22 protein-coding genes and 1 pseudogene are annotated in these 23,743 nt (G+C 44.0%); 14 read left to right on the top strand and 9 right to left on the bottom strand.

Going from position 1 to position 23,743, the window contains the following annotated elements:
- Positions 1-30 precede the first annotated feature (30 nt).
- From mreC to nadD, 6 genes are all read left to right on the top strand, one after another.
- Positions 31-870: a rod shape-determining protein MreC gene (mreC, locus tag MUK70_RS23370; RefSeq protein WP_234603559.1), complete on the top strand. Its 840-nt coding sequence runs from the start codon at positions 31-33 to the stop codon at positions 868-870.
- Positions 867-1,370: a hypothetical protein gene (locus MUK70_RS23365; protein ID WP_234603558.1), complete on the top strand. Its 504-nt coding sequence runs from the start codon at positions 867-869 to the stop codon at positions 1,368-1,370. Before mreC ends, MUK70_RS23365 begins: the two co-directional genes overlap by 4 nt.
- 222 nt (positions 1,371-1,592) lie before the next feature.
- Positions 1,593-2,192 (top strand): sigma-70 family RNA polymerase sigma factor, encoded by a 600-nt coding sequence (locus MUK70_RS23360; protein WP_234603557.1) that lies wholly within the window; start codon positions 1,593-1,595, stop codon positions 2,190-2,192.
- 138 nt (positions 2,193-2,330) lie between these two features.
- On the top strand, positions 2,331-2,567 hold the full coding sequence (locus MUK70_RS23355) for a phosphohydrolase (protein WP_234655340.1): 237 nt from the start codon (positions 2,331-2,333) through the stop codon (positions 2,565-2,567).
- Between the two features lie 10 nt (positions 2,568-2,577).
- Positions 2,578-3,144, top strand: coding sequence for a guanylate kinase (gene gmk, locus MUK70_RS23350; RefSeq protein WP_234655339.1), 567 nt, complete (start codon positions 2,578-2,580; stop codon positions 3,142-3,144).
- Positions 3,141-3,713: a nicotinate (nicotinamide) nucleotide adenylyltransferase gene (gene nadD, locus MUK70_RS23345; protein WP_234655338.1), complete on the top strand. Its 573-nt coding sequence runs from the start codon at positions 3,141-3,143 to the stop codon at positions 3,711-3,713. The genes gmk and nadD overlap by 4 nt, the downstream gene beginning before the upstream one ends.
- Here nadD and MUK70_RS23340 read toward each other — a convergent pair whose 3' ends face one another.
- Positions 3,714-4,106 (bottom strand): hypothetical protein, encoded by a 393-nt coding sequence (locus tag MUK70_RS23340; protein ID WP_234655337.1) that lies wholly within the window; start codon positions 4,104-4,106, stop codon positions 3,714-3,716.
- A gap of 107 nt (positions 4,107-4,213) precedes the next feature.
- Here MUK70_RS23340 and MUK70_RS23335 point away from each other — a divergent pair, with 107 nt between their 5' ends.
- A complete protein-coding gene (locus MUK70_RS23335; protein WP_234655336.1) occupies positions 4,214-4,648 on the top strand; it encodes a nuclear transport factor 2 family protein in 435 nt (144 codons plus the stop codon).
- A 66-nt stretch (positions 4,649-4,714) separates the two neighbouring features.
- Here MUK70_RS23335 and MUK70_RS23330 read toward each other — a convergent pair whose 3' ends face one another.
- Positions 4,715-5,644, bottom strand: coding sequence for a helix-turn-helix domain-containing protein (locus MUK70_RS23330; protein ID WP_082217453.1), 930 nt, complete (start codon positions 5,642-5,644; stop codon positions 4,715-4,717).
- Between the two features lie 172 nt (positions 5,645-5,816).
- Positions 5,817-6,956: an acyl-CoA dehydrogenase gene (locus MUK70_RS23325; protein ID WP_234655390.1), complete on the bottom strand. Its 1,140-nt coding sequence runs from the start codon at positions 6,954-6,956 to the stop codon at positions 5,817-5,819.
- A gap of 182 nt (positions 6,957-7,138) precedes the next feature.
- Here MUK70_RS23325 and MUK70_RS23320 point away from each other — a divergent pair, with 182 nt between their 5' ends.
- Both MUK70_RS23320 and MUK70_RS23315 read left to right on the top strand, forming a co-directional pair.
- Positions 7,139-8,407 (top strand): hypothetical protein, encoded by a 1,269-nt coding sequence (locus MUK70_RS23320; RefSeq protein WP_234655335.1) that lies wholly within the window; start codon positions 7,139-7,141, stop codon positions 8,405-8,407.
- Positions 8,404-9,663, top strand: a complete 1,260-nt coding sequence (locus tag MUK70_RS23315; protein ID WP_234655334.1) for a hypothetical protein — start codon at positions 8,404-8,406, stop codon at positions 9,661-9,663. Before MUK70_RS23320 ends, MUK70_RS23315 begins: the two co-directional genes overlap by 4 nt.
- A gap of 91 nt (positions 9,664-9,754) precedes the next feature.
- On the opposite strand, the gene serS is transcribed toward MUK70_RS23315, so the two are convergent.
- The 5 genes from serS to glyA form a co-directional block, all read right to left on the bottom strand.
- The gene (serS, locus tag MUK70_RS23310; protein ID WP_234655333.1) at positions 9,755-11,047 is read right to left on the bottom strand and encodes a serine--tRNA ligase; all 1,293 of its coding nucleotides are present in this window, start codon (positions 11,045-11,047) and stop codon (positions 9,755-9,757) included.
- A gap of 1 nt (position 11,048) precedes the next feature.
- Complete coding sequence (locus MUK70_RS23305) at positions 11,049-12,407, bottom strand: aspartate kinase (protein WP_234655332.1); 1,359 nt, start codon at positions 12,405-12,407, stop codon at positions 11,049-11,051.
- 127 nt (positions 12,408-12,534) lie between these two features.
- Complete coding sequence (gene ribH / locus MUK70_RS23300) at positions 12,535-13,038, bottom strand: 6,7-dimethyl-8-ribityllumazine synthase (RefSeq protein ID WP_234603544.1); 504 nt, start codon at positions 13,036-13,038, stop codon at positions 12,535-12,537.
- Positions 13,039-13,139: 101 nt separating this feature from the next.
- Entirely contained in the window at positions 13,140-13,841 is a 702-nt protein-coding gene (locus MUK70_RS23295; RefSeq protein ID WP_234603542.1) for a tetratricopeptide repeat protein, read from the bottom strand.
- A 132-nt stretch (positions 13,842-13,973) separates the two neighbouring features.
- Positions 13,974-15,278, bottom strand: coding sequence for a serine hydroxymethyltransferase (glyA, locus tag MUK70_RS23290; protein ID WP_234655331.1), 1,305 nt, complete (start codon positions 15,276-15,278; stop codon positions 13,974-13,976).
- Between the two features lie 317 nt (positions 15,279-15,595).
- Here glyA and nagB point away from each other — a divergent pair.
- Positions 15,596-17,536: pseudogene (gene nagB, locus MUK70_RS23285) on the top strand (glucosamine-6-phosphate deaminase).
- Positions 17,537-17,604: 68 nt separating this feature from the next.
- Here the strand turns inward: nagB and MUK70_RS23280 are convergent.
- A complete protein-coding gene (locus MUK70_RS23280) occupies positions 17,605-17,769 on the bottom strand; it encodes a hypothetical protein (RefSeq protein WP_234603539.1) in 165 nt (54 codons plus the stop codon).
- A 240-nt stretch (positions 17,770-18,009) separates the two neighbouring features.
- Here MUK70_RS23280 and mutL point away from each other — a divergent pair, with 240 nt between their 5' ends.
- From mutL to dxs, 4 genes are all read left to right on the top strand, one after another.
- The gene (gene mutL / locus MUK70_RS23275) at positions 18,010-19,896 is read left to right on the top strand and encodes a DNA mismatch repair endonuclease MutL (protein WP_234603538.1); all 1,887 of its coding nucleotides are present in this window, start codon (positions 18,010-18,012) and stop codon (positions 19,894-19,896) included.
- Between the two features lie 55 nt (positions 19,897-19,951).
- Positions 19,952-20,737, top strand: a complete 786-nt coding sequence (locus MUK70_RS23270; protein WP_234603537.1) for a rhomboid family intramembrane serine protease — start codon at positions 19,952-19,954, stop codon at positions 20,735-20,737.
- Between the two features lie 3 nt (positions 20,738-20,740).
- The gene (locus MUK70_RS23265) at positions 20,741-21,658 is read left to right on the top strand and encodes a rhomboid family intramembrane serine protease (protein ID WP_234603536.1); all 918 of its coding nucleotides are present in this window, start codon (positions 20,741-20,743) and stop codon (positions 21,656-21,658) included.
- Between the two features lie 77 nt (positions 21,659-21,735).
- The gene (gene dxs, locus MUK70_RS23260) at positions 21,736-23,682 is read left to right on the top strand and encodes a 1-deoxy-D-xylulose-5-phosphate synthase (RefSeq protein ID WP_234655330.1); all 1,947 of its coding nucleotides are present in this window, start codon (positions 21,736-21,738) and stop codon (positions 23,680-23,682) included.
- The last annotated feature ends 61 nt before the right edge of the window (positions 23,683-23,743 follow it).

The following is a 23,743-nucleotide window of genomic DNA, read 5'->3' as shown; positions in this document are numbered from 1 at the left end:
GGATCGTTCACAATGTGAACATGTAAGCCCATGCTCCAACTCGTTGATTTCGTTGTCCGGAATCGTTTCTTTTTGGTTTTTATCTTGCTGGAAGTGCTCAGTGTCTGGTTGATTGTGCGCAGTAACACTTACTGGGGTGCCACTTATTTCAACACTTCCAACTATTACGTTGCCAAAACATTAGCATTTTCCAACTCTGCAAGACAATACACTAAACTGGATGAGGTGAACTCAGCTCTGGCCAATGAAAACGCACGGCTCAGGGCAACGGTAACCGCATTAACCCAGACGAAACCCATCGATTCACCGGCAGGTTATGTTCCGGACTCCTCGTTCGCATCACGCTTTACATTCACTGTGGCGAAGGTTGTTGATAATGAGACGAATAAAACCAATAATGTGCTGACGATCGATAAGGGAACTTCGGATGGGATCAAGCCTGGAATGGGCGTCATTTCTGCAACAGGGGTGGTTGGTAAGGTGCGTTTCTGTTCTGATAATTACTCGGTTGTGACCTCTATTCTGCATTCACAGTTTATGGTTTCGTCCAAGCTGGTGCGCAGCAAGGAAATTGGTTATGCCAAATGGCCTGGAAAGGACCCGAATATCATTGATATGATAGACGTTTCGAAGTATACCAAGATCTTCAAAGGAGATTCTGCGGTTACCTCCGACCAGAACTCCGTGTTCCCTCCGGGCATCATGGTGGGTCGTGTCGAAACGGTTACGGTGCATCCTAACCAGACATTTTACAACATTACACTAAGGCTGGCTACCGATTTTCGAAATCTCTCTTACGTTTATGTGGTACAAAATCAACAACTTGGGGAACAGGATAGTCTTAAATTACGTACGATAAATACCAAATGAGTTTACGAGAGGCGATACAATATTCCCTGATGATCCTGCTGTACCTGTTCCTGCAGATCTTCTTCATGCGGAATGTCGTATTGTTTAATTACGCCTTCTGTTTTATCTACATTGCGGGTGTGCTTTTGCTTCCTGCTGACATTGACAGAATGTATCTGTTACTCATCGCATTCGGCATTGGGTTCACCGTGGACGTATTTTCCAACACTTTCGGGATGCATGCTGCCGCCACTGTTTTGATCGCTTACCTGAGACCTTTCCTTATTCATTACCAAATGAAATCCAGAGGCGCAGAAAGAGCCGAGGTTGGGATCCGGGCGCAGGGACTTGGCGCATTCCTTGGTTATGTGTTACCGCTGATACTGCTACACCATTCTCTACTCTTTCTGATCGAGATCAATCATTTTGGAATGATCATTTATACCCTCATCCGCATTGGCGCAAGCGCGCTGTTCACTACGCTTCTTATTATCCTCCTGGAACTTTTTTCCAAACGTTGAATATGACATTTTGACACGAAAGCCCGGTGGCTCGAAATTTGATGTTGATACATTAAATACGGCAGGAGGCAATTCAATTTGGAATATTTTAGGAAGCGGTTCCATGTTGATTTAATTTTTATCGTGAAAATATGGCTGTTAAGTAGCTTCAATAAGCCATTCATCAAATTTTAATTTGTACGATTTGGAGCTGTTGTTAATCTTTGTAAATTCAGCATTCCTATGTTAGTTGCCATGTCAGAAACGCTCACGACTAATGAATACACGGATGATCTTCGTTATGAAGTTTTTAACCGTGAGTTCATGCCACACATTGACTCCATGTACAATTTCGCCTTTCGCCTTACCATGGACGAAGACGATGCAAATGACCTCGTTCAGGATACGTACTTAAAAGCTTTTCGCTTTATCTCTTCTTTCGAACAGGGAACCAATGCAAAAGCATGGCTTTTTCGAATTCTTAAGAATAGTTTTATAAATGATTACCGCAAGAAAAGTAAAGAGCCGTCCAAAGTAGATTATCAGGAAGTTGAGACTACATATAATTCTGAAGAAGCTTCTGATACAACTTATACGGTCGATCTCCGGGCTGATGCAGTTCAGGAATTAATTGGCGACGAGGTTGCAAATGCATTAAATGCGTTGCCGGTGGACTTCCGGACGGTGATTATTCTATGTGATATAGAAGGCTTCACTTATGAGGAAATGGCCAAGATTCTTGACATCCCGATCGGAACAGTAAGGTCCCGGTTACACCGTGCGCGTAACTTATTGAAAGAAAAATTAAAGAGTTACGCAAGTTCAATGGGATATGAATCATAGGTTGTGAAACTTTTTTTGCAACCTCTTCGGTTATAGGGTACAACTGTACATATATTCCATTATTCTTTATTTTTCATTTTAATAATGAATGCATCCCCCACAACGCCTTCAATAACTGAAGAAGCGCAAAAACAACCCATGAAGCAGAAATGCGAGCATCACGCTGAATGCATGAAGGTAATTCAGGCCATTCTCGATGATGAGGCAACCGACGCCGAAAAGGATCATTTTCGTGAAAACATGGACAAATGTCTGCCCTGCATTGAGTCGTACAGACTGGAAAAATGCATCAAGGATTCCCTCAATTTCAAAATTGAAAAAAAGCCTTGCCCAGAGAGCATTCTCAAGACAATCATATCAAAAATAAACAGTTAATGCTGTTCGTGTGAAAGGTAAGCTTATCATATTTTCGGCACCGTCCGGTTCTGGAAAAACTACAATAGTAAGGCATCTTCTAAATAAATATCCCAACCTTCTGGCTTTCTCTGTTTCCGCATCTACAAGAGAACGGCGTGACCATGAAGTGGACGGAAAGGATTATTACTTTATTCCTAAAAAAGAATTCCGGGACCGCATTGCCAAAAACGAGTTTGCAGAGTGGGAAGAGGTTTATGCGGGAAATTATTACGGAACCTTTAAAACAGAAATCGAACGCCTTTGGAATGAAGGCAAACAGGTTCTTTTTGATGTGGACGTAAAAGGCGGTCTCAAATTGAAGGAAATCTACCGCGAAAGCGCGCTGGCCGTTTTCGTGAAAGTTTCATCCGAAGCCGAAATTATCCGGCGCCTCAGCGAACGAGGAACAGAGACAGAAAAATCACTGGAAACCCGTCTTGGCAAAGTCCGTTACGAGCTTAGCTTTGAAGATAAATTTGACGTTGTCCTCGTTAATGATGATCTTAACGAGACGCTTAAAAAAGCGGAAGCGTTGGTTCTGGATTTTATTCAATGAAAATCGGACTCTTTTTCGGATCATTCAACCCTATTCACGTCGGCCACCTGATCATCGCCAATACTATGGCTACATCCACGGATCTGGAACAGGTTTGGTTCGTAGTAAGCCCGCAGAATCCATTCAAGAAAAATAACAGCTTATTGCATGAATTTGACCGTTTTGACCTGGTTCAGCGCGCCATCTCCGACAATACTGTTTTCAGGGCCTCTGACGTTGAATTTCATATGCCTAAGCCCAGCTTCACCATTGATACACTGATCCGGATCCAGGAGAAATTTCCGCAGCACGAGTTCCGGCTGATCATGGGAGAAGACAATCTGGCACAATTTCCGAATTGGAAAAACCACGATAGAATATTGGAATATACCGGTCTTTACGTATATCCACGCCCGAATTCAAAATCGCATTCTTTTGCCAATCATCCTGCGGTAAAATTTGTTGAGGCCCCTTTGCTGGACATTTCTGCAACTTACATCAGATCTTGCCTGCAAAAAGGTAAATCTATCCGCTATCTCGTGCCTGAGCCTGTTGAGCAGCTTATTAAGATCAAAAAGTTTTACCTCTGATCACAAGGGCCTCGACTGGTAAGTTATCTCGCTAAGCAATCCCACAGCGTTAAATTTCAAAATAACTTTTGGCGCAGTTGACTTTGACTGAATATCAGCGCACTGTTCTCCTTCTGAAAGAAAGTAAACATAGAATTTCTGATTTCTTTCGCCCAGCTGGTGAATGTCCGGCCGACCAAGCAAGTCACCTATATCATCTGCAAATTTGCCCTTTAATTGCCCTTCCACGGTTTTAAAATCCTTTTCCAAGCCCACACGCACATTGTTGCAACCGCCTCTGTCTCCGCGCCATTTCACAAGGTCCAGACTTCCTAGCTTGTCAGGTGGTGAGGAGCAGGCGGAAAGGGCCACAAGCAGTGCTAAAACCAAACTCTTGGTAATCAACTTATTCATTTAACTATCCGTATTTTAATTCCAAAACAAAGACGAATCTAATCATATAATTTCAGGAGGTGAATTTGTTTTGATACTTTTAGCGATAACGCCATACACTTCGCTGCATGAAAAAATTAGCATTAATAATCCTGGGATTGGCTTTTTCATTTGTTACCAGAGGCCAAACTACAAATGTGCAGCCAATGGATGGATTGGACTGCTCCAATCTATTTTTCAAAGCGCTGCTCGAAGAAGATGCCAAAGCGTTGGAAAGCCTCATTTCGAACGATTTCAGCGTGGTTGGCTTGCAAGGACAACCTGTTGAGGCTGGCGCATTGATACAAGCGGTTTCGCAAGGTGTCATCGTTGTAGATTCAGGAATGCTTTCTGCGGCACGCACACGAACATATGGGGATGTTGTGCTTGTCAATGGCATGTGGGACGTGCGGGCCAGAATCGAGAATAATGGCTTCCAGGGAGCGCTTTCCTATATGTCGGTATGTGTGAAGGCGGGAGGGCGCTGGAAGGTTGCTGCTGTGCAATTTACGCCTATTCAATAAGGCTGGGTATAAACGAAAAAAAGAGAACCGGTCCGGCTCTCTTTTTTCTATCAAAATCCCTGAATACTATACGTTCATCAATGATTCACGACGACGCATTTTGCCAGCAGGAATTCCGAACATCATTTTAAAACGACGGCAGAAGTAAGCGGTGTCTTTGTAACCCACATCAGAACCGATCGCGCGGATGCTTTTCTTGGATGTACGAAGCAAATCAACCGCCTTTTCCATGCGCTGATATTCGATATAATCCTGTGGATTGATTCCGGTAAGCATTTTGAAATATTGTCCAACGTAATCTTCGGATACGTTCGCAACATTGGCCAAAACCTTATTCGAAAGATCACCGCCCAGATTATCCTTAATGTAAGCGAAAATGTCGATCAGGCGAGGATCTTTGAAATACGTGCTGTTCGTTACAAGCTGCTCTACAAATAATTTGTTTTTAAGAATGTAGCGAATGATCTCGATAACAACCTCTTCCGTCTTGATTTTAATGATACGACCTTTTCCGGGTGTATCCAGCATATCTTCTGTCAGAATCTGATTGATGGTGATTGCGATCTGATCATCTCTTTTAATCAGGAACGGAGGGACGTCCAGAGAAGTGAAAAAGTTAACGGTATCGAAAACTTTTGCTTCAAAAGAAATCAAACCGAACGAGTTAGGCAATTTCCCGATCAATGCCGGATCATGGCCTGCTTCAATGTAATTATCGCGGTTGGTCATGAACTCCTCATTCGAAACGGTCTTGGCAGTTTGTCCGTTTCCGTAGGTTACGGTTGCGTGCTTGCCACCAGGAATGAACAGCATATCACCTTCTTCAACCTTCTGAGATTCTTCTGAACCAAAAGAAACTTCACCGTCGTATAAAATTGTAAGTGAATTCTGAACGTCGTAAAAGTTTTTGATGGTAATTGGTTGCAAAATTCTGATGTGACGCGCTTTCACAAACTTTACCCCCAGCGACTCAATAATCTTATTATAGTCTTCCATACTTGATATATTTAAGGGCCCTTTTGACCGTTGTTTCAAATTTTGTACAAATCTAATAAATTGTACAAAACTAATACAAGTATATACAGACAAAAAAGTGAAAAAAAGTGATATTTCTGTATCATTTTAATCCAAGATTTCGAATAAATCGACTGTGATGCCCGAAATCCGATTATTTAAGTAACTCTCGGGCAATTATAAGTTTTTGGATTTCGGAGGTACCCTCGTAAATCTGGGTGATTTTTGCATCCCGCATAAAGCGCTCGACATGATATTCTTTCACGTAACCATAACCCCCATGAACCTGGACCGCTTCCGTTGTCACCCACATGGCCGTTTCGGACGCATATAGTTTCGCCATCGCCGATGCCTGAATGTAATCTTTCCCCTCATCTTTCAGTCGCGCCGCCTTATATACGAGCAGCCGTGCCGCCTCGACTTTCGTGGCCATTTCGGATAATTTGAACTGAATTGCCTGATGTTCGCTGATCGGCTTGCCAAAAGTCTTCCTCTCCTTTGAATATTTCAGGGATATTTCAAATGCGCCAGCCGCAATGCCTAGTGCCTGGGCGGCTATGCCGATCCGGCCGCCATTCAATGTGCTCATCGCAAATTTAAAGCCGAAACCATCGTCACCAAGCCGGTTCTCCTTGGGAACCTTCACATCCGTAAACATAAGCGTATGCGTGTCCGACGCCCTTATTCCCATTTTATCTTCCTTTTTACCAACTACAAAACCCTCCGATCCTTTTTCAACAATGAATGCATTAATCCCTTTGTGTTGCTTTTCGGGATGGGTCTGCGCCATGACCAGGCAAATGCTCGACGTTCCGCCGCTGGTAATCCAGTTTTTGGTGCCATTTAATACATAATGGTCCCCCATATCAATGGCCGTGGTATGCTGGGAAGTGGCGTCAGAACCTGCTTCGGGCTCGGAGAGGCAAAATGCGCCCACAACCTTTCCGGATGCAAGCTGAGTGAGATATTTTTCTTTCTGTGCTTCGGTTCCAAATCTTTCAAGCCCCCAGCAAACGAGGGAATTGTTGACCGACATAATCACTGCCGCTGATGCATCCACTTTCGAAATCTCTTCCATCGCAATCACATAGGAGAGCGTGTCCATGCCTCCGCCGCCGTAATCAGGCGAAACCATCATGCCCATAAAGCCCATCTCACTCATTTGGCGAAGGAGTTCCGGGCTGAACTTCTGTTCATTGTCTCTGTCAATAACACCGGGCAGCAAATGATTTTCAGCAAAATCCCTGGCAGCCTCGCGGACCGCCTGATGTTCTTCGCTGAGGTTAAAATCCATCCCAATTAATGGCGCGACGTGTGGCATGATGTGATTATTTACAAATGATGAAGATTCTCAAAAATATGTTTTTGACTTATCGTATGCAAGCATACGGTTTATAACGTATTAAAACTTTGGTATTTGCTGCGCACTTTCATAAAAACTTGTTTTAAGTTTGCGCTTTCACTTTGCTGCTAAAAATGCCCGTTCTTACTGTTTTTTATATAAAACTCCTTATCAACCTTTTGCTGACGTTTGGGATAATCTGGACGATCAGTAAATCAGGACTCTTCGCTAAATGGCAGAAAGAGAATGAAAAGCTGATTTTAGGGCTTGCTTTTGTGCTACTCAGGCTTATTCCGTGGATAGGCATTTTCCTGATCATCAATGAGGATCCACGAGGGGATATACCATTCTTCTTTTACAAGGCGGAAGCCGCGAAGCGTGGCGGCTTTGTGTATCGCGACTTTTGGTCTTACCATGCGCCGCTCTATGCCTATATTATCAGTCTCCCGGTTTGGATATGGCACAATTCCCGCGCCATCGTGCTATTTATGGTTTTAATGGAAAGCTTTATTCTCTGGCTTACTTACAGCACTTATAAAAGCCGGATAACCAACGCGCTACAACTTGCAGTGATTTATTATATGCTTCCTGCCGGGTTTATGTACATTCTTGTGGATGGACAGGAAGAAGTCTGGTTCTGGGGCGCCGCACTGATCATTTGGCGCTTTACGCTTAAAAAACCTGTTGATTACGAATTAGGGATCGGGCTGCTGTATGCGCTGGCGCTCCTGACCATCAAGGTAACCTTTATTTTCTTATTACCGGCACTTCTGGTCGTGGTAAAGAAACCGATCAAGATGCTTTTGGTAATGGCCGCCGTTGGATTGCCTGCGGTTGGCTTCCTGTACTGGCAGATCGGCGATCTGTTTTTAATGCCGATTCAGCATACCGAGCAACTAATGACGCCTAATCTGTTTTCGATTACCAGGCCGTTTGTAGAGCTTGTTTTTACGGTTAATGAAAAGAAATCTACATTAATCAATTGGATCGGACTACTTTTCACGGTTTTTGTTCCGGCGTTTATGGCGTACAAAGCGCGTCATAAGCACATTAATGAGGTGCTTCCGGGCATTTTCATTGCTTGTTTTGTTTGTATGATGATATTCCAAGCAAGTGCCATGGGCGCTTATCTGATTGCCTACTTAATGGCGGTTCTTTTTGAGATCATTGATGTCCGCAAGACATTCCACGTTGTAGTTTTGCTGGCTGTAAACTGGCTTACGGTCGTGCAGCCATTTGTTTGGGTTTATATCAAACAACCCGCTTATACTTCCCTGGGAATGTTCAGCAACCTTTCCTACTTGTTTGAATATTGCCTGCAAATCCTCAATGTGCTTTGCTTTTTCTGGATCTTGCGAGAAACTTACCGTAAAGTAGTTTCTGAAAAACTGATAACGGCATGAGCATAGTCCTGGCAAAACTGGGCATCAGCCTTATTTGTGTATTATTAGCTGGAATTGTTCTTTTCAAACGGAATGTGCTCACTTCCTGGCTGGAAAATAAGCCTGTTCGTGTAACGTTGGCCATCGGCTGGGCCCTTTTCCGACTAGCTCCATTTATTCTGATTTATCTCATAGCCGGACTCGAACCCACTTCCGACGTAAACGGTTTCTGGGATGAAGGCAGTAAAGCTTCATTAGGACAGGTTGTTTACCGTGATTTCTGGTCGCCTTACTCTCCGCTTTATCCCTATTTTTTAGGGGCATTCCTGAAATTCTGGTATCACCCCAAAATGATTGTTTTGGTAATGGCGATCATGGACGGTACGGCGCTTTGGGCGTCTTATCATTTCTTCCGGCCTTTCCAATCGCGGGGAATTTTCCTGTTCAAGTCGCTGCTGTATCTTCTTTTACCGGGCGGATTGGTTCTCTGCATCGTTGGCGCGCAGGAAGATGTCTGGATGTGGCTTTTTGTGATCCTGGCTTATCTCGTCCGCGAGCGCACACTGCGTGTGGAATGGTATGCCTTGATTTTGGCGCTGGGATTGCTCATGACCAAAGCGATTTTCGTGCTCATTCTGGTGCCTTTGTTTCTTCTTGAAAAACACAAGTTAAAGTTAGTCATTCCCATGGCCATTGTAGGCGTGATCTCCCTTGCTATCCTTTATCCACTGGTAGGTTGGGAGTTTACACAACCATTGGACGAAGCCAAAACCTTGCGTGCTCCTAACATTCCTTCCATCATTAACCCATGGTTTTTCAATCACATCGGTGTTGGCGAAAAATTCTGGAACTGGATAGGGCTTGTGATTTCTGTTGGGTTGGCTTGTCTGGCAGCATTAAGGCTCCAAAAAGCCGATTTCAGGGTGATGTTATCCCGTGTCTGGATTGTGCTCTACGCCACGATGATGATCGTTCAGCAAAGCGCTTACAGCAATTACATTTTTCTGTTTCTGATCCCTCTGGTGTTTTATGTTATTGACTGGAAAAACAATCTTCAGGTTGCATTGCTATTGATTTTTAATGTGCTGTGTGTTGTTCACCCATCGTTATGGTGGCGGCTTGGAATGCCTTGCTATATGACCCCGTTTGACACGTTTGCCTCTTTGGAATTGTTTGTAGATTACTCCATGCAGGTTACTATCGTTTTGCTAACGGCCTATTTCGTCTGGCTGGCATTTCCAAAAAAGGATGCTGCCTTGTTTCCTTCCAGGTCATAAGATTCTTTTTCAAGCGCATAATTCTCGTTCTTAAAAACAAAAAATGCCCTCGCTATCAACGAGGGCATTGCATTGGTGAGGTCTGAAACCTTTATTCTATAATATCAAAACCACAGTAGGGAATCAATATCGCAGGAACTTTAACCGTTCCATCCGCCTGCTGATTGTTTTCCAGCAATGCAGCCACAATACGCGGCAATGCAAGCGCAGAGCCATTCAATGTATGCAGCAACTGCGTTTTCTTATCGGCTGTTTTATATCTCAATTTTAATCTGTTTGCCTGGTAAGTTTCAAAATTGGAAACCGAGCTGCATTCCAGCCAGCGCTCCTGCCCTGCAGACCAGACTTCGAAATCGTAAGTAAGAGCCGATGTAAAGCCCATATCGCCTCCGCAAAGGCGTAGTATTCGGTAGGGGAGTTCCAGTTTTCCAAGAAGACTTTTTACATGCTCCACCATTTCATCCAAGGCCTTGTAAGAATCCTCAGCCTTATTGATCTGTACAATTTCCACTTTATCAAACTGGTGCAAACGGTTCAATCCCCGGACGTGTGCGCCCCAGCTTCCTGCCTCGCGCCGAAAGCAGGGCGTGTAAGCTACATTTTTAACAGGCAAGTCGCTTTCGGCAACAATTACGTCCCGATACAAATTGGTAACCGGAACCTCCGCAGTAGGAATCAGATAAAGGTCATCCTGTGCGTCATGATACATTTGGCCTTCTTTGTCAGGCAATTGTCCCGTAGCAAAGCCTGAATCCGCATTGACTACGATCGGTGGCTGCACTTCTGTGTAACCCGCTTTTCCGGCTTCATCCAGGAAAAATGCGATCATTGCCCTTTGAAGCCTGGCCGCTTTCCCCTTGTAAACCGGAAATCCAGCACCTGAAATTTTGTTTCCTAATTTGAAATCAATAATAGGCGCCTGATTTTTGCCAAGCTTTTCAATCAATTCCCAATGAGGCAAAGCACCTTTTGGTAAAACGGGTTTGTCGCCCGCTTCCAGCACGGTCACATTATCCTCGGCTGTTCTTCCTTCCGGAACGCTTTCGTGCGGCAAATTAGGCAGCTTTACGAGCTCTTGATGCAGCCTTGCTTCCATGTCCTTGTGTGCTTCATCGAGTGCCCTGGAACGCTCCTTTAACACCGCCGTTTCCACTTTCGCCGCCTCAGCTTCCGCCGTCTGGCCAGCTTTCATCAATCCACCGATTTCTTTGGCTTTTGCATTAGATTGGGCCAGAACATCGTCCAGATCCTGCTGCAACTCCCTGCGCTTCTTATCGAGCTCAATGACCTGGTCTACGACTTCCGCTGCGCCTTTGAAATGCTTTTTTGTCAATCCGGCGATGGTAAAGTCTCTGTTATCGCGGATAAAATTCGTTTGTAACATATTATGGAGCTGTAAAAATGTCTTTCATTGCATCTTCGTAATAAAACAGGCGCTCATTCAGCACATTCAATGCTTCGGCCTTATATTTTGAATGAATGAGCAACGATAAGTTATGTTCGGATGCGCCATACGAAATCATTCGTATAGGAATGTTTTTCATTGCGTCCAGCACTTTCAGCGCGATTCCTTCTTTATCTGCACTGAAATTTCCAACTATGCAGATAATGTTCTGATCGCGGTCATGCTCTTCTAAATCAGCGAACTCGCGAAGCTCAGCGCTGATCTGTTCTAGGTTTTCCGAATTGTCGATCGTCACAGAAACCGATACTTCGGAAGTTGTAATCATATCAACCGGCGTTTTGTATTTTTCAAAAATTTCAAACACCCTACGAAGGAAGCCGTAAGCATTCAGCATACGGGTCGAATGTATGTAAATGGCGGTAATGTTGTCTTTTGCGGCAATCGCCTTAATGTCGCGATCGGAAGTTTGGTTAGCGATCAATGTACCCGGAGCTTCCGGCTGCATTGTGTTTTTCAACCTTACCGGAACACCGCGAAGTTTGGCTGGCGTGATTGTGCTCGGGTGCAAAATTTTGGCACCGAAATAAGCCAGTTCTGCTGCCTCTTCAAAAGTCAGCTCGCGAATTGGAAATGTTCTTTTTACAATGCGCGGATCATTATTATGCATTCCGTCAATGTCTGTCCAAATCTGGATTTCATCTGCACGGATAGCGCCGCCGATCAGAGAAGCTGTATAATCAGACCCTCCTCTTTTCAGGTTATCAACCTCTTCACGCGGGTTTCTGCAAATGAAACCTTGCGTAATGATCGTCTGTTTATCTGTATATTGATTTAAAATTGTCACCAATTTATCTTCAATTGTAGCAAGTTCCGGTTCGCCGTCTGCATCAATACGCATGAAATCCAAGGCTGGAAGCAACACGGAGTTTTCCCCTTTTTCTTCCAGATACGCCTGGAACATTTTGGTGCTCAGGATTTCCCCTTCTGCAACGAGTTCTTTTTCCTGCTTAATGGTGAAAGGTTTGATGCCGATCAGTGATTTGATAAAGCCGAATTCTGTCTCAACAATGTTCTTTCCTTCTTCAAGCCCTTCTTCTGTTGCATACAACTCCTTTATAAAAAGCAGATAATGTGCCTTCAAATCTTCTGTAAGCGAATTCGCCTTTGCATCGTCATAAGTTTTCGCAGCTTCGCCAATCGCGATGAGCGCATTGGTTGAACCAGATAGCGCAGACAAAACAACGATTTTGCGATTGGGATCGCCGTTGAGAAGTTCCCGGATTGAATGCATGCGTTCCGGTCTTCCTACCGAAGTCCCGCCAAATTTCCAGACTTGCATAATTAGTGGATTGTTAATTTTGAATGAGTGAATGAGTGAATGACTGAATGAGTGAATGACTGAATTTGGAATCAGGTTCGTTCTAGGTATTCCGGTCGCCCGGTATAACGATTGTTAATGTTTCTGGTTAGGATTGTGCTATGGCTATTTGGTGCCAAAGACCGAGCATTTTGATGGCGGTCATGGCAGCTTCGTCGCCTTTGTTTCCGTGTATACCACCTGCACGGTCCATTGCTTGTTCCATCGTATTGGGGGTTAGGACACCGAAGATTATGGGTTTTCCCGTTTTCAGACTAACATTGGTAATGCCTTGTGCGACAGCGTGATTGATATAATCATTGTGCTTGGTTTCGCCCTGGATCACCACACCTAATGCGATTACTGCATCAATGTCGCGGCGTTCGGCAAACCATTGTGCGCCGAGGGTGAGCTCGAAACTTCCCGGCACATTTCCTCTTTCAATGTTTTCCGGTGAAGATCCGTAGTTGAGTAAAGTTTGGTATGCGCCTTCAAAGAGTTTTTCCGTGACCTCGGTATTCCATTCGGCCACCACGATTGCGAATTTTTTTGAGCTAATGTCCGGCAACCCGTCCGTTTTGAAAACACTTAAATTTTTATCAGCACTTGACATAATTGAAATCAGAGGATAATGTGAAATGATTAATTGGGCAAATAAAAAAGGATAAAACCTTTGTCGGCTTTATCCTTTTCAGAAACAGTAATGGTTAACCATTATTTGCCGACCTGTCCCTCTAAAACACCCATGTATTTCTTCGCGTTAACCACTTCCGAGGAAAGAGGAAACTCGTCGATAACACGTTTATATGTGGACACAGCGTCAGCGGGCTGGTTTGCTTTTTCTTGTGCGATGGCTAATTTCATCAAATAAACCGGTGTGAAATACTCGTTTTTCTCGTAGTCCGCAGCCTTTTTATAATGCGAGATTGCCTCAGCAGGTTGATTTTTTTCAAGATATGCGTCGCCAATCAATGATTGTGCACGCGCGTGGATCAAAAGATCGGATGAGCTGAATGATTGCAGATGACTGATTGCGTCATCATATTTTCCTTGCTTCAATAATGCAACTCCGGCGTAAAAATTAGCAAGATTACTTGCATCAGTGCCTTTATAAGAATCTGCGATAGATAAAAGTCCTTCGTTACCGCCGCTTCCGTTTAATGCTTTCTGTAATGAATCGGCTTCAAAATCGTAAACAACACTTGCAAGCGCGTCCTGAGCTGTTCCTTCTTGTCCGTCAATGTAAAAGCGATATCCGGCAAAAGCAGCAACAGCTAATACAATCGCTCCTACGACACCTAAAACTATCTTGCGATTCTTAATAAAAAAAACCTCCGCTTTATTGATCTGGCCAGCTAATGCTTCCGGAGTTTCAATAATTTCAAGCCCGGATTCGTCCGTGTTTTTCTTGCTCATATCAATTAATTCGATTTTGGAGTGCAAAGTTATGAAAAGTAAACGAAATTTTATTGCTAAAAAATACCGGAATAAACAAAAAAACAGCGCACCGGAGAATCGATGCGCTGTCGCTATTTAAAATACTGAATATCAGATATACAAAGGAAACTGTTTCATCCAGTTGTTGATCTCACTTTTCACTCCCGCAATCTTCGCATCCTGATCATGGTTAACCAGCACAGTATCAATAAATTCGACGATGCGCTCCATATCCGACTCAACCATTCCCCGCGTAGTAACAGCTGCGGTTCCAACCCGGATACCGGAAGTGATCATTGGTGATTTGTCATCGAAAGGCACCATATTCTTATTGATCGTAATGTCTGCCTTGATCAATGTATTTTCAGCCAGTTTACCCGTCAAACCTGGATTTTGGCCATTCTTCGTACGAAGGTCGATGAGCATTAGGTGGTTATCTGTTCCTCCGGAAATAATGCCGTAACCTTTGTCTACAAATGCTTTGGCCATTGCCTGCGCATTCTTTTTTACCTGAACTGCGTAGTTATAGTAACCTTCCGTCAGTGCTTCACCAAATGCGATTGCCTTGGCAGCAATAATGTGCTCCAATGGTCCGCCTTGTGTTCCCGGGAAAACGCCGGAATCCAAAAGCGATGACATGGTGCGCAGCTGGCCTTTGGGTGTTTTAATGCCAAAAGGATTTTCAAAATCATTACGCATCATGATCACACCCCCGCGAGGCCCGCGAAGGGTCTTGTGCGTTGTGGTTGTTACAATGTGGCAATGATCGAACGGATCGTTCAGCAAACCTTTGGCAATTAAGCCAGCGGGGTGAGCGATATCAGCCATTAATAATGCTCCTACCTGATCAGCAATGGCACGCAGGCGCTCATAATCCCAGTCACGGCTGTAAGCGGAAGCGCCGCAGATCAAAAGTTTTGGACGCTCTCTCACAGCGGTTTCCTCCACTTTGTCCCAATCTATTAATCCTGTTTCTGCCTCTACTCCGTAAAATATAGGCTGAAAATATTTTCCTGAAATGTTAACTGGCGAGCCGTGCGTCAGGTGACCACCGTGCGCCAGATTGAAACCCATTATTTTATCGCCTGGGTTCAGGCAAGCAAGGAACACTGCCGTGTTGGCCTGTGCACCCGAATGTGGCTGAACGTTTGCCCATGTCGCTCCGAAAAGCTCTTTCAAACGGTCAATTGCAATTTGCTCGATCTCATCTACAACTTCACATCCTCCGTAATAACGCTTGCCTGGCAATCCTTCTGCATATTTGTTGGTCAAAACGCTCCCAGCCGCTTCCATAACCTGCCTGGACGTAAAGTTTTCTGACGCGATCAGCTCGATGCCAGATTCCTGACGGTGTTTTTCTTTGTTAATAAGATCAAAAATGGTGGTGTCACGTTCAACGCTTGTGAGTGTAGACATGGGTAGTATAGGGGAAATGGTGTGATGTTTCGTAGATTGAAGTACAAAAATACAATCAATTATTTTGGAATGAAAAGATCATCTGTACTTTCTCCCTGCTGACGTTGCTTGCATGCGGATGAATTGCGCGGACTAGCCCAAATCTGATTTAATAGCGTATATTTTCTGAAAAAGTTATTTTTAAATTTTTTTAATAATATTCGTTTTGAGTTGTATTTTTGCCGATAATATCCTACCCTTGAACTATCCATAAACTCTTATAAAACAATTCCAGTAGCAATATGAGCCAGCAAACGGTGAATCCACAAACAATTTTGATGCAAGCTTCCAGCAACGGGAAAGGTACGCCCGGGACGATTGGCCAGCCAATCACTTACGAAAAAATACCAACTCAAATATTCGCCGACTCCAAAGAGGCTTCCAATGCAGTGGCAAAGGAAATCGCTGATTTGATCCGCCAGAAGCAAAAAGAGGGAAAGAAATGTGTATTGGGCTTAGCACAGGATCTTCACCAAAAACGGTTTATGCAATCCTCGTGCGCATGCACAAGGAAGAAGGTTTGAGTTTTAAAAATGTGATTTCATTCAACCTGGATGAATATTACCAAATGGAACCGGAGTCGATTTACAGCTATCACCGGTTCATGAAAGAGCAGCTGTTCGATCATGTAGACATTGCGAAAGAGAATTATTTCGTCCCGGATGGCACTGTTCCTCCCGCACTGCTGCGTGATTACTGCACTTCTTACGAAAACAAAATAAATGCCGTTGGCGGCCTGGATTTCCAACTTTTGGGAATCGGGGGGAAATGGACACATTGGGTTTAATGAACCGGGATCACTGATCAATTCCCGCACAAGATTAATCACGCTCGATCATTCCACGCGCGTTGCGGCGGGGATGGAGTTTGGCGGCTTGCATAATGTGCCCCGTAAAGCGATCACATTGGGTGTTGCGCCGATTTTGAATGCACGCCGCATTGTGCTCCTGGCTTGGGGCGAGAGAAAAGCTTCGGTGATCCGCGGCGCAGTAGAAGGGCCTGTTACAGAGCTAAACCCTGCATCGTATTTACAGGCGCATCCCGACGTTTCCTTCGTTGTGGACGAGAGCGCTGCTTCTGAATTGACCCGCATTAAAACGCCTTGGGCGGTTGATTCAGTGGTTTGGGATAATAAAATGATCAAAAAGGCGATCACACATTTGTCGAGTTCGCTGAACAAGCCTATTCTTAAATTGACTGATAAGGATTACAATGACAATGGTATGAGCGATTTGCTGGCCCAATATGGTTCCGGCTATGAGATCAATATCAATGTATTTAATCAACTACAACATACCATTACAGGATGGCCCGGCGGAAAACCGAATGCAGACGATACGCACCGTCCCGAAAGAGCGCAGCCTTCTAAGAAACGCGTGTTGATTTTCAGCCCGCACCCGGATGATGACATTATTTCAATGGGTGGAACCTTCCAGCGCCTGGTGGATCAGGGACATGAAGTGCATGTGGCTTACCAGACTTCCGGCAACATTGCCGTTGCGGATGATGAAGCATTGCGTTTTATCGACTTCGTTGTTGACTTTAATAAAGGATTTGGTATACAAAGCCCGGAAGCAAACCAGCTGTTCTTGGATGCGAAAGAGTTTTTGAAACATACCAAAGACAGTGAGATTGATACACCTGAGATCAGGAAAGTGAAAGGATTGCTTCGTCAGGGTGAGGCGAAAGCGACTTGCCGTTTCGTAGGCATTCCTACCAGCCAGGCGCATTTCCTCAACATGCCTTTCTATGAAACAGGAACTGTTCAGAAAAAGCCTATCGGGGAAGAAGACATTAAGATCATTGAAAATCTGATTGAAGAAATTAAACCGCACCAAATCTATGCAGCAGGCGACTTCGCTGATCCGCACGGAACGCATAAGGTTTGCTGGGATGCCATTGAGGCAGCATTACAGCGCTCGAAGCACAAGAATTTCATGAAGGATTGCTGGGTATGGTTATACCGCGGAGCATGGGCTGAATGGGATATTTATGAAATTGAAATGGCCGTTCCGATGAGCCCTGATCAGGTTTTGAAGAAGCGTCAGGGAATTTTCAAGCATCAGTCGCAAAAAGACGGTGTTGTGTTCCAGGGAGAAGATTCGCGGGAATTCTGGCAGCGGGCCGAAGAGCGCAACCGCGCAACGGCTCATTTGTACGACGAACTCGGTTTGGCCGAATACGAAGCGATGGAAGCTTTTGTGAGATGGAAATTCTAAGGTTTTAAGATAAAAAGTAAAAGCCCGGTGTATCACATCGGGCTTTTACTTTTATATGTCTTTTGGTTTTACAATTCCATATCTATCCACATGCGCTGAGCCATTTTCTCAACCATTTTGACAACGCCTTCAATGGCGCCGAAGATTATGCAGAGCGGCAGAATTATTGGCAAAAATATAAGCCACTGCAATGCCATCGTAAAATTAAATCGTTTTGAAATTGGCGTTTTCATATCAGGTTCAGGTTATTAACATAGGAGTTTGATATCCGAAGATAAAGATTTTATTTATTCCCAACAAAGTAATTCGCAAAAAACGTTCTCCTAATGTAGAAAATTTTTATATAGAATGTAATTATTCTATTGGGATTATAAGTAAAAGCAAGCGCAGGAAGGTTGCTACCCGTCGAAATTGACCCCGCTCTGAAAAAATTTTTGTTTATTTGTTATAGTTAAATAAATCAAAAATCCGATATGCCGTCTTCCGACATCATACAATTATTACCAGATTCCATAGCCAATCAAATTGCTGCCGGCGAGGTTGTTCAGCGACCCGCATCGGTGGTGAAAGAGCTTATGGAAAATGCCATTGATGCGAAGGCGAACCATGTTCAGGTTATTTTGAAAGAGGCAGGGAGGACGCTCATTCAGATTATAGATGACGGCTCGGGAATGTCTGAAACAGATGCCCGAATGAGCTTTGAAAGACATGCAACTTCCAAAATTCGGCAGTCGGAAGATCTTTTTCGCATCCGCACAATGGGTTTCCGCGGCGAGGCGCTAGCTTCCATTGCGGCTATCGCGCAGGTGGAGTTGCGGACACGTCAGGAGTTTGACGAGCTGGGCACCATGATCCGCATCGATGGTTCTGAGATAAAAGCACAGGAACCTGTGGCTTGTTTAAAAGGAACGAATTTGTCGGTTAAAAACCTGTTTTTCAATGTTCCTGCGAGAAGAAATTTTTTAAAATCCAATTCCGTTGAAATGCGTCATGTTCTGGACGAGTTTCAAAGGGTTGCGCTGGCGCATCCGCAGGTCGGCTTTACATTACATCATAATGATACGGAGGTTTTTAATCTGCAACCCGGCAAACTGGTGCGGCGGATTGTTGACATTTACGGCAAGAGTTACCGGGAGCAACTTGCTTTTTGCCAGGAAGATACATCCTACATCAGTGTAAGGGGTTATATCGGGAAACCCGAATTCGCCAGGAAGACGAGAGGGGAGCAGTTTTTCTTTGTGAATGATCGCTATATCAAGCATAGCTATATGCACCATGCCGTGATCAGCGCATTTGATGGCACAATCCCCGAAGGAAGCCATCCGTTCTATGTGCTTTTTATTGAGATTGATCCTTCGCATATTGATATAAATATTCATCCAACAAAAACGGAAATCAAGTTTGATGATGAAAGGTCTGTATATGCGATTGTAATGGCGGCAGTAAAAAAGGCTGTGGGCGTATATAACCTTTCGCAGTCCATTGATTTTGATGACAACATTAATTTTCTGAATCCAACAGCCTCAGATCAAAATCATAACCTGATCCCACGAACTGTGATGCCTGACTGGGCAGCACAATCTAAAAAAGGTGACGGCGGACAGTCGAGGTCGAATCTGACCAACTGGAATAAACTATTCGAAGGATTACAAAATACAGAAGACCGGAATCGGGAATTGGCTGCATTTGAAATTAATGCGACCACAGTGTCCAGGCCTTCATTTCAGGAGCAGCCCAAAACTATTGCAAGCAAAGTCAACAGAATGGCTTCCGAAGTGATCTCGGCGCCGGAAAGCGACGCGGTCCTTTTTCAACTCCATAACCGATACATTCTGTCGCAGGTAAAGGATGGAATTATGCTGATTGACCAGAAGGCGGCCTATGAAAGGATTCTCTACGAACGATATCGTAAGATGCTTACGAACCGGAACGGGGCGTGTCAGCAGTTGCTTTTTCCCAAAACAATCCGGTTGACACATTCGGATATGCAATTGGTCAATGAGACTAAAAAGGAGATCAGAAGCCTGGGATTTGAATTTGACGAGTTTGGATCGAACGAGCTGATCATTCGCGGAATCCCGGCCGACTTGCCGGAGGAAAGCGAGCAGGATCTTTTTGAAGAGCTCATTGAGCAACTTAAGCAAAGCTATTCCGACCTTAAACTGAATAAGCCCGAAAGCCTTTCCCGCTCACTGGCGAGGCGCTTTTCTGTCCGTTATGCGGTAAAGCTGTCTTATGTTGAAATCCACACATTAATCGATCAGCTTTTCGCTTCTACGGACCCCAACAGAACGCCAAGTGGTGAGGCGATCATTGTTTTGTTGACGATGGATAAACTTACCAGCATATTTAAAGCTTAACGAACAAAAATACGGGGTGAACAGTTATTGAATAAATCTTGATTAAACACAAAATATGTTATCCATTACGCCTACTGTCAGGAACTTACTGATTCTTAATATACTCTTTTTTATAGTTGACTTATACGTTTTCAATCTAACGAGCGTCTTTGCTTTACGGTCTGTATTTTCACCTGCATTTTTGCCATTTCAGTTTATCACCTACATGTTTTTGCATGGGAGTTTTGGGCATTTGTTTAGCAATATGTTTGGTTTGTTCATGTTTGGGCCGTTGCTGGAGCGTGTTTGGGGGCCTAAGAAATTTTTATTTTTCTACTTTTTTACCGGCATAGGAGCGGGGATCCTTTTTTCGGGAATTGATTATTTTGAAAATAGTCAGGTCAGACAGGCTGTTGAAATATTTACTCAAAATCCAACTCCCGACGGGCTTGTGGATTTCATGAGCAAACATGCTGAAAGAATTTACGAAGCCAACCTTGATTTTTTAAACAAGTTTGAAGGCAATCCGACAAATTCTGGCTACATTCAGCAAAGTGTAGAGTTCGTAAATACCTACTATCAAAGTTTGATTAATACGCCGCTGGTGGGTGCTTCCGGAGCAATTTTCGGCATCCTAATGGCGTTTGGTTTATTGTTTCCGAATACTGAGCTTTTTCTCCTTTTTGTTCCGTTTCCGATTAAGGCCAAATATTTCGTTGCTTTTTACGGTTTGTACGAATTATATGCAGGAATTCAGAATGCTCAGTCAGATAATGTAGCGCATTTCGCGCACATTGGAGGAATGCTATTTGCATATATATTGTTGCGTTACTGGAACACGCGAAAAACAAATTTCTATTAAGAGATGAGCAATATTGTTGATGACGTAAAGAGGGAGTTCGCCAAATCAGAGAATGCACTTGTAAAGATAATCCTTGTTAATACCGCAGTGTTCCTGACGCTACTGCTGTTAAAGATTATTCTGACCCTTTCCCAAGCGTCAAATGTTTACAGCGCGGTGATCAATACATTGCAGCTTCCCGCTGCAACCAATGAGTTTTTATACAAACCATGGACGCTGATCACATACTTTTTTACACATGATGACATTTTCCATATCCTTTTCAATATGCTTTTCCTTTATTGGTTTGGAAAGCTTATTGATGAATATCTGGGTGCCAAGCGTGTTATAGCGCTTTATTTCCTGGGTGGGATAGCAGGCGGACTAATTTACATCGTTCTTTACAATGCATTGCCCTATTTCCAGGCCCACGTGGAAGGTTCCAGAATGCTCGGGGCTTCGGCAGCAGCTTTTTCTGTTGCTGTAGGGGCGTCTACCTTACTTCCTAACTATACATTCAACCTGATTTTTCTTGGACCGATACGAATCAAATTTATCGCTCTTTTTTACATAATCCTTTCCCTTGCTCAGACTGTCGGCCCCAATGCGGGAGGTAACCTTGCGCATTTGGGAGGCGCATTTATTGGGTATGTATTTATCAAATTGTTGCAAAGTGGGACAGACCTCGGAAAGCCGCTTTATGCAGTCATGAATGGTTGGTCGAGATTGTTCCGCAAACGGCCTTCTATGCAGGTCACTTACCGCGAGAGACAGGTTTACAGAAGCACAAGCGTGTATTCGTCCACATCGTCTTCGGGAACGATCGAAATGCCTGATCAAACGGAAATTGATTCTATTTTAGACAAAATTTCCAAATCCGGTTACGAGAGTCTGACGAGAGAAGAAAAGCAAAAGCTGTTCAAAGCAAGCCAGCAAAAATAAAGTCAGACTTAATGTGCTTATTTGCGTAATTTTGTCTGCCTAATTACCTCAAAATTTTTGATTTCAAAAGCTTGAATATGCTTATAAAACCTGGGAAATTATTAGCTAAAATTGACTCTCCTGAGGACTTACGCAAGTTAGACAGTTCCCAGCTTCCACAAGTTTGTAACGAATTACGTCAGTTTATCATTGATAATGTCTCCGTCTATGGCGGGCACTTTGGAGCGAGTCTGGGCGTAGTTGAATTAAGCGTTGCCCTTCATTACGTTTTCAATACACCCGATGATCAGTTGGTTTGGGACGTAGGTCATCAGGCTTACGGTCATAAAATTCTGACTGGCAGAAGGGATAATTTTCACTCCAACCGCACTTATGGCGGCCTCTCAGGCTTTCCCAGGCGCAGTGAAAGCATTTATGATGCTTTTGGCGTAGGACATTCGTCTACCTCCATATCATCGGCACTGGGGATGGCCGTTGCATCGGCATTGGAAAAGAATTTTGAAAGACAACACATAGCCATTATCGGAGACGGCGCTATGACCGCAGGGATGGCATTCGAAGGAATGAACCACGCTGGCGCAACCGATTCCAATCTGCTTATCATTTTGAATGATAACTGTATGGCTATTGATCCGAATGTGGGCGCACTTAAAGAATATCTCACAGACATTACCACTTCGCGGACATATAATAAGTTTAGAGACGAAGTTTGGAATATGCTTGGCAAGATGAGCAATTTCGGAAAGAGCGCTCAAGAGATCGTTTCAAAAGTCGAAACGGTTATGAAAACAGCCATTCTTCGGCAAAGCAATCTTTTTGAATCATTAGGCCTAAGATATTTCGGACCTATTGACGGCAATGATATCAGCCACCTTACTGAGGTTCTGAAAGACCTTAAAAGCATTCCGGGACCAAAGTTATTGCATTGCCTTACTGTTAAAGGAAAAGGTTATGGTCCAGCTGAAAAAGATCAAACTAAATGGCATTCTCCCGGTGTTTTTGATAAGATTACTGGTGAGATTAAGATCAAGGTCTACGATCAGCCACAAGCGCCGAAATACCAGGATGTGTTTGGTAATACGATTGTAGAACTGGCGAAGCAGAATCCAAGGATTGTCGGTGTAACGCCAGCAATGCCGTCTGGTTCGTCATTGAACATCATGATGGATGTGATGCCTGATCGTGCGTTTGATGTCGGTATCGCTGAACAGCATGCAGTAACATTCTCGGCAGGCATGGCTACGAGAGGTGAGGTTGTTTATTGCAACATTTACTCGACGTTTATGCAACGTGCGTATGATCAGGTTGTACATGATGTGTGCATTCAGGAGCTTCCGGTAATCTTTTGCCTGGATAGGGCAGGCTTAGTAGGAGCAGATGGACCAACCCACCACGGGCTGTATGATATCGCCTTTATGCGCTGTATCCCGAACATGGTTGTGGCCTCGCCAATGAACGAGCAAGAGCTCCGTAATTTAATGTACACTGCTCAACTGGAATCCTTTCAGTCGGGAAAGCAAGCGTTTACTATAAGATATCCGAGAGGAGCAGGCGTAATGCCGAATTGGAAAACGCAATTTGAAGAAATCCAGATTGGCAAGGGCAGAAAATTGAAGAGTGGGGAAGACATTGCTATTCTATCATTTGGTCCTCTTGGAAATTACGCACTAAAAGCCTGCGAGCAATTGGAACATCAAGGCATTTCGGCTGCATTGTATGACATGCGTTTTGCGAAACCCCTGGATGAGGCCTTGCTACATGAGGTCTTTCGAAGCCATAATAAAGTCATTACACTTGAAGATGGTTGTTTACAAGGTGGATTTGGCAGTGCTGTCATTGAATTTATGGCGGATAACGGCTATTCTTCAACGGTTAAGAGACTGGGCGTGCCCGACAGCATTATAGAACACGGTGAACCGAATGAACTCTACCGTGAATGCGGAGTAGATGCAGAAGGGATTATCAAATCAGTTCACGAGTTTTTAGATAAAAAACCCACTGCGAAGGCGATTATACTGAACTGATAAATTTATAATGGATAAAGACGAGTCACGTTTTGAGGAACTAGCAGCCGTGTTTTAAAAC

It is taken from the genome of Dyadobacter chenwenxiniae (genome assembly GCF_022869785.1).
In the GTDB taxonomy this organism is placed as follows: domain Bacteria; phylum Bacteroidota; class Bacteroidia; order Cytophagales; family Spirosomataceae; genus Dyadobacter; species Dyadobacter chenwenxiniae.
Note: the sequence above shows the minus strand (reverse complement) of the source record. Positions and strands in the feature narration are given on the sequence as shown.

Bases quoted from the DNA above. Each gene is read 5' to 3' on its own strand.
- dxs (WP_234655330.1), top strand. From the start codon at position 21,736: ATGCTTATAAAACCTGGGAAATTATTAGCTAAAATTGACTCTCCTGAG.
- MUK70_RS23265 (WP_234603536.1), top strand. From the start codon at position 20,741: ATGAGCAATATTGTTGATGACGTAAAGAGGGAGTTCGCCAAATCAGAG.
- MUK70_RS23335 (WP_234655336.1), top strand. From the start codon at position 4,214: ATGAAAAAATTAGCATTAATAATCCTGGGATTGGCTTTTTCATTTGTT.
- MUK70_RS23270 (WP_234603537.1), top strand. From the start codon at position 19,952: ATGTTATCCATTACGCCTACTGTCAGGAACTTACTGATTCTTAATATA.
- MUK70_RS23355 (WP_234655340.1), top strand. From the start codon at position 2,331: ATGAAGCAGAAATGCGAGCATCACGCTGAATGCATGAAGGTAATTCAG.
- mreC (WP_234603559.1), top strand. From the start codon at position 31: ATGCTCCAACTCGTTGATTTCGTTGTCCGGAATCGTTTCTTTTTGGTT.
- serS (WP_234655333.1), bottom strand. From the start codon at position 11,047: ATGTTACAAACGAATTTTATCCGCGATAACAGAGACTTTACCATCGCC.
- MUK70_RS23320 (WP_234655335.1), top strand. From the start codon at position 7,139: ATGCCCGTTCTTACTGTTTTTTATATAAAACTCCTTATCAACCTTTTG.
- MUK70_RS23330 (WP_082217453.1), bottom strand. From the start codon at position 5,644: ATGGAAGACTATAATAAGATTATTGAGTCGCTGGGGGTAAAGTTTGTG.
- MUK70_RS23340 (WP_234655337.1), bottom strand. From the start codon at position 4,106: ATGAATAAGTTGATTACCAAGAGTTTGGTTTTAGCACTGCTTGTGGCC.
- MUK70_RS23280 (WP_234603539.1), bottom strand. From the start codon at position 17,769: ATGAAAACGCCAATTTCAAAACGATTTAATTTTACGATGGCATTGCAG.
- MUK70_RS23295 (WP_234603542.1), bottom strand. From the start codon at position 13,841: ATGAGCAAGAAAAACACGGACGAATCCGGGCTTGAAATTATTGAAACT.
- MUK70_RS23315 (WP_234655334.1), top strand. From the start codon at position 8,404: ATGAGCATAGTCCTGGCAAAACTGGGCATCAGCCTTATTTGTGTATTA.
- nadD (WP_234655338.1), top strand. From the start codon at position 3,141: ATGAAAATCGGACTCTTTTTCGGATCATTCAACCCTATTCACGTCGGC.
- ribH (WP_234603544.1), bottom strand. From the start codon at position 13,038: ATGTCAAGTGCTGATAAAAATTTAAGTGTTTTCAAAACGGACGGGTTG.
- mutL (WP_234603538.1), top strand. From the start codon at position 18,010: ATGCCGTCTTCCGACATCATACAATTATTACCAGATTCCATAGCCAAT.
- MUK70_RS23360 (WP_234603557.1), top strand. From the start codon at position 1,593: ATGTTAGTTGCCATGTCAGAAACGCTCACGACTAATGAATACACGGAT.
- glyA (WP_234655331.1), bottom strand. From the start codon at position 15,278: ATGTCTACACTCACAAGCGTTGAACGTGACACCACCATTTTTGATCTT.
- MUK70_RS23325 (WP_234655390.1), bottom strand. From the start codon at position 6,956: ATGGATTTTAACCTCAGCGAAGAACATCAGGCGGTCCGCGAGGCTGCC.
- MUK70_RS23365 (WP_234603558.1), top strand. From the start codon at position 867: ATGAGTTTACGAGAGGCGATACAATATTCCCTGATGATCCTGCTGTAC.
- MUK70_RS23305 (WP_234655332.1), bottom strand. From the start codon at position 12,407: ATGCAAGTCTGGAAATTTGGCGGGACTTCGGTAGGAAGACCGGAACGC.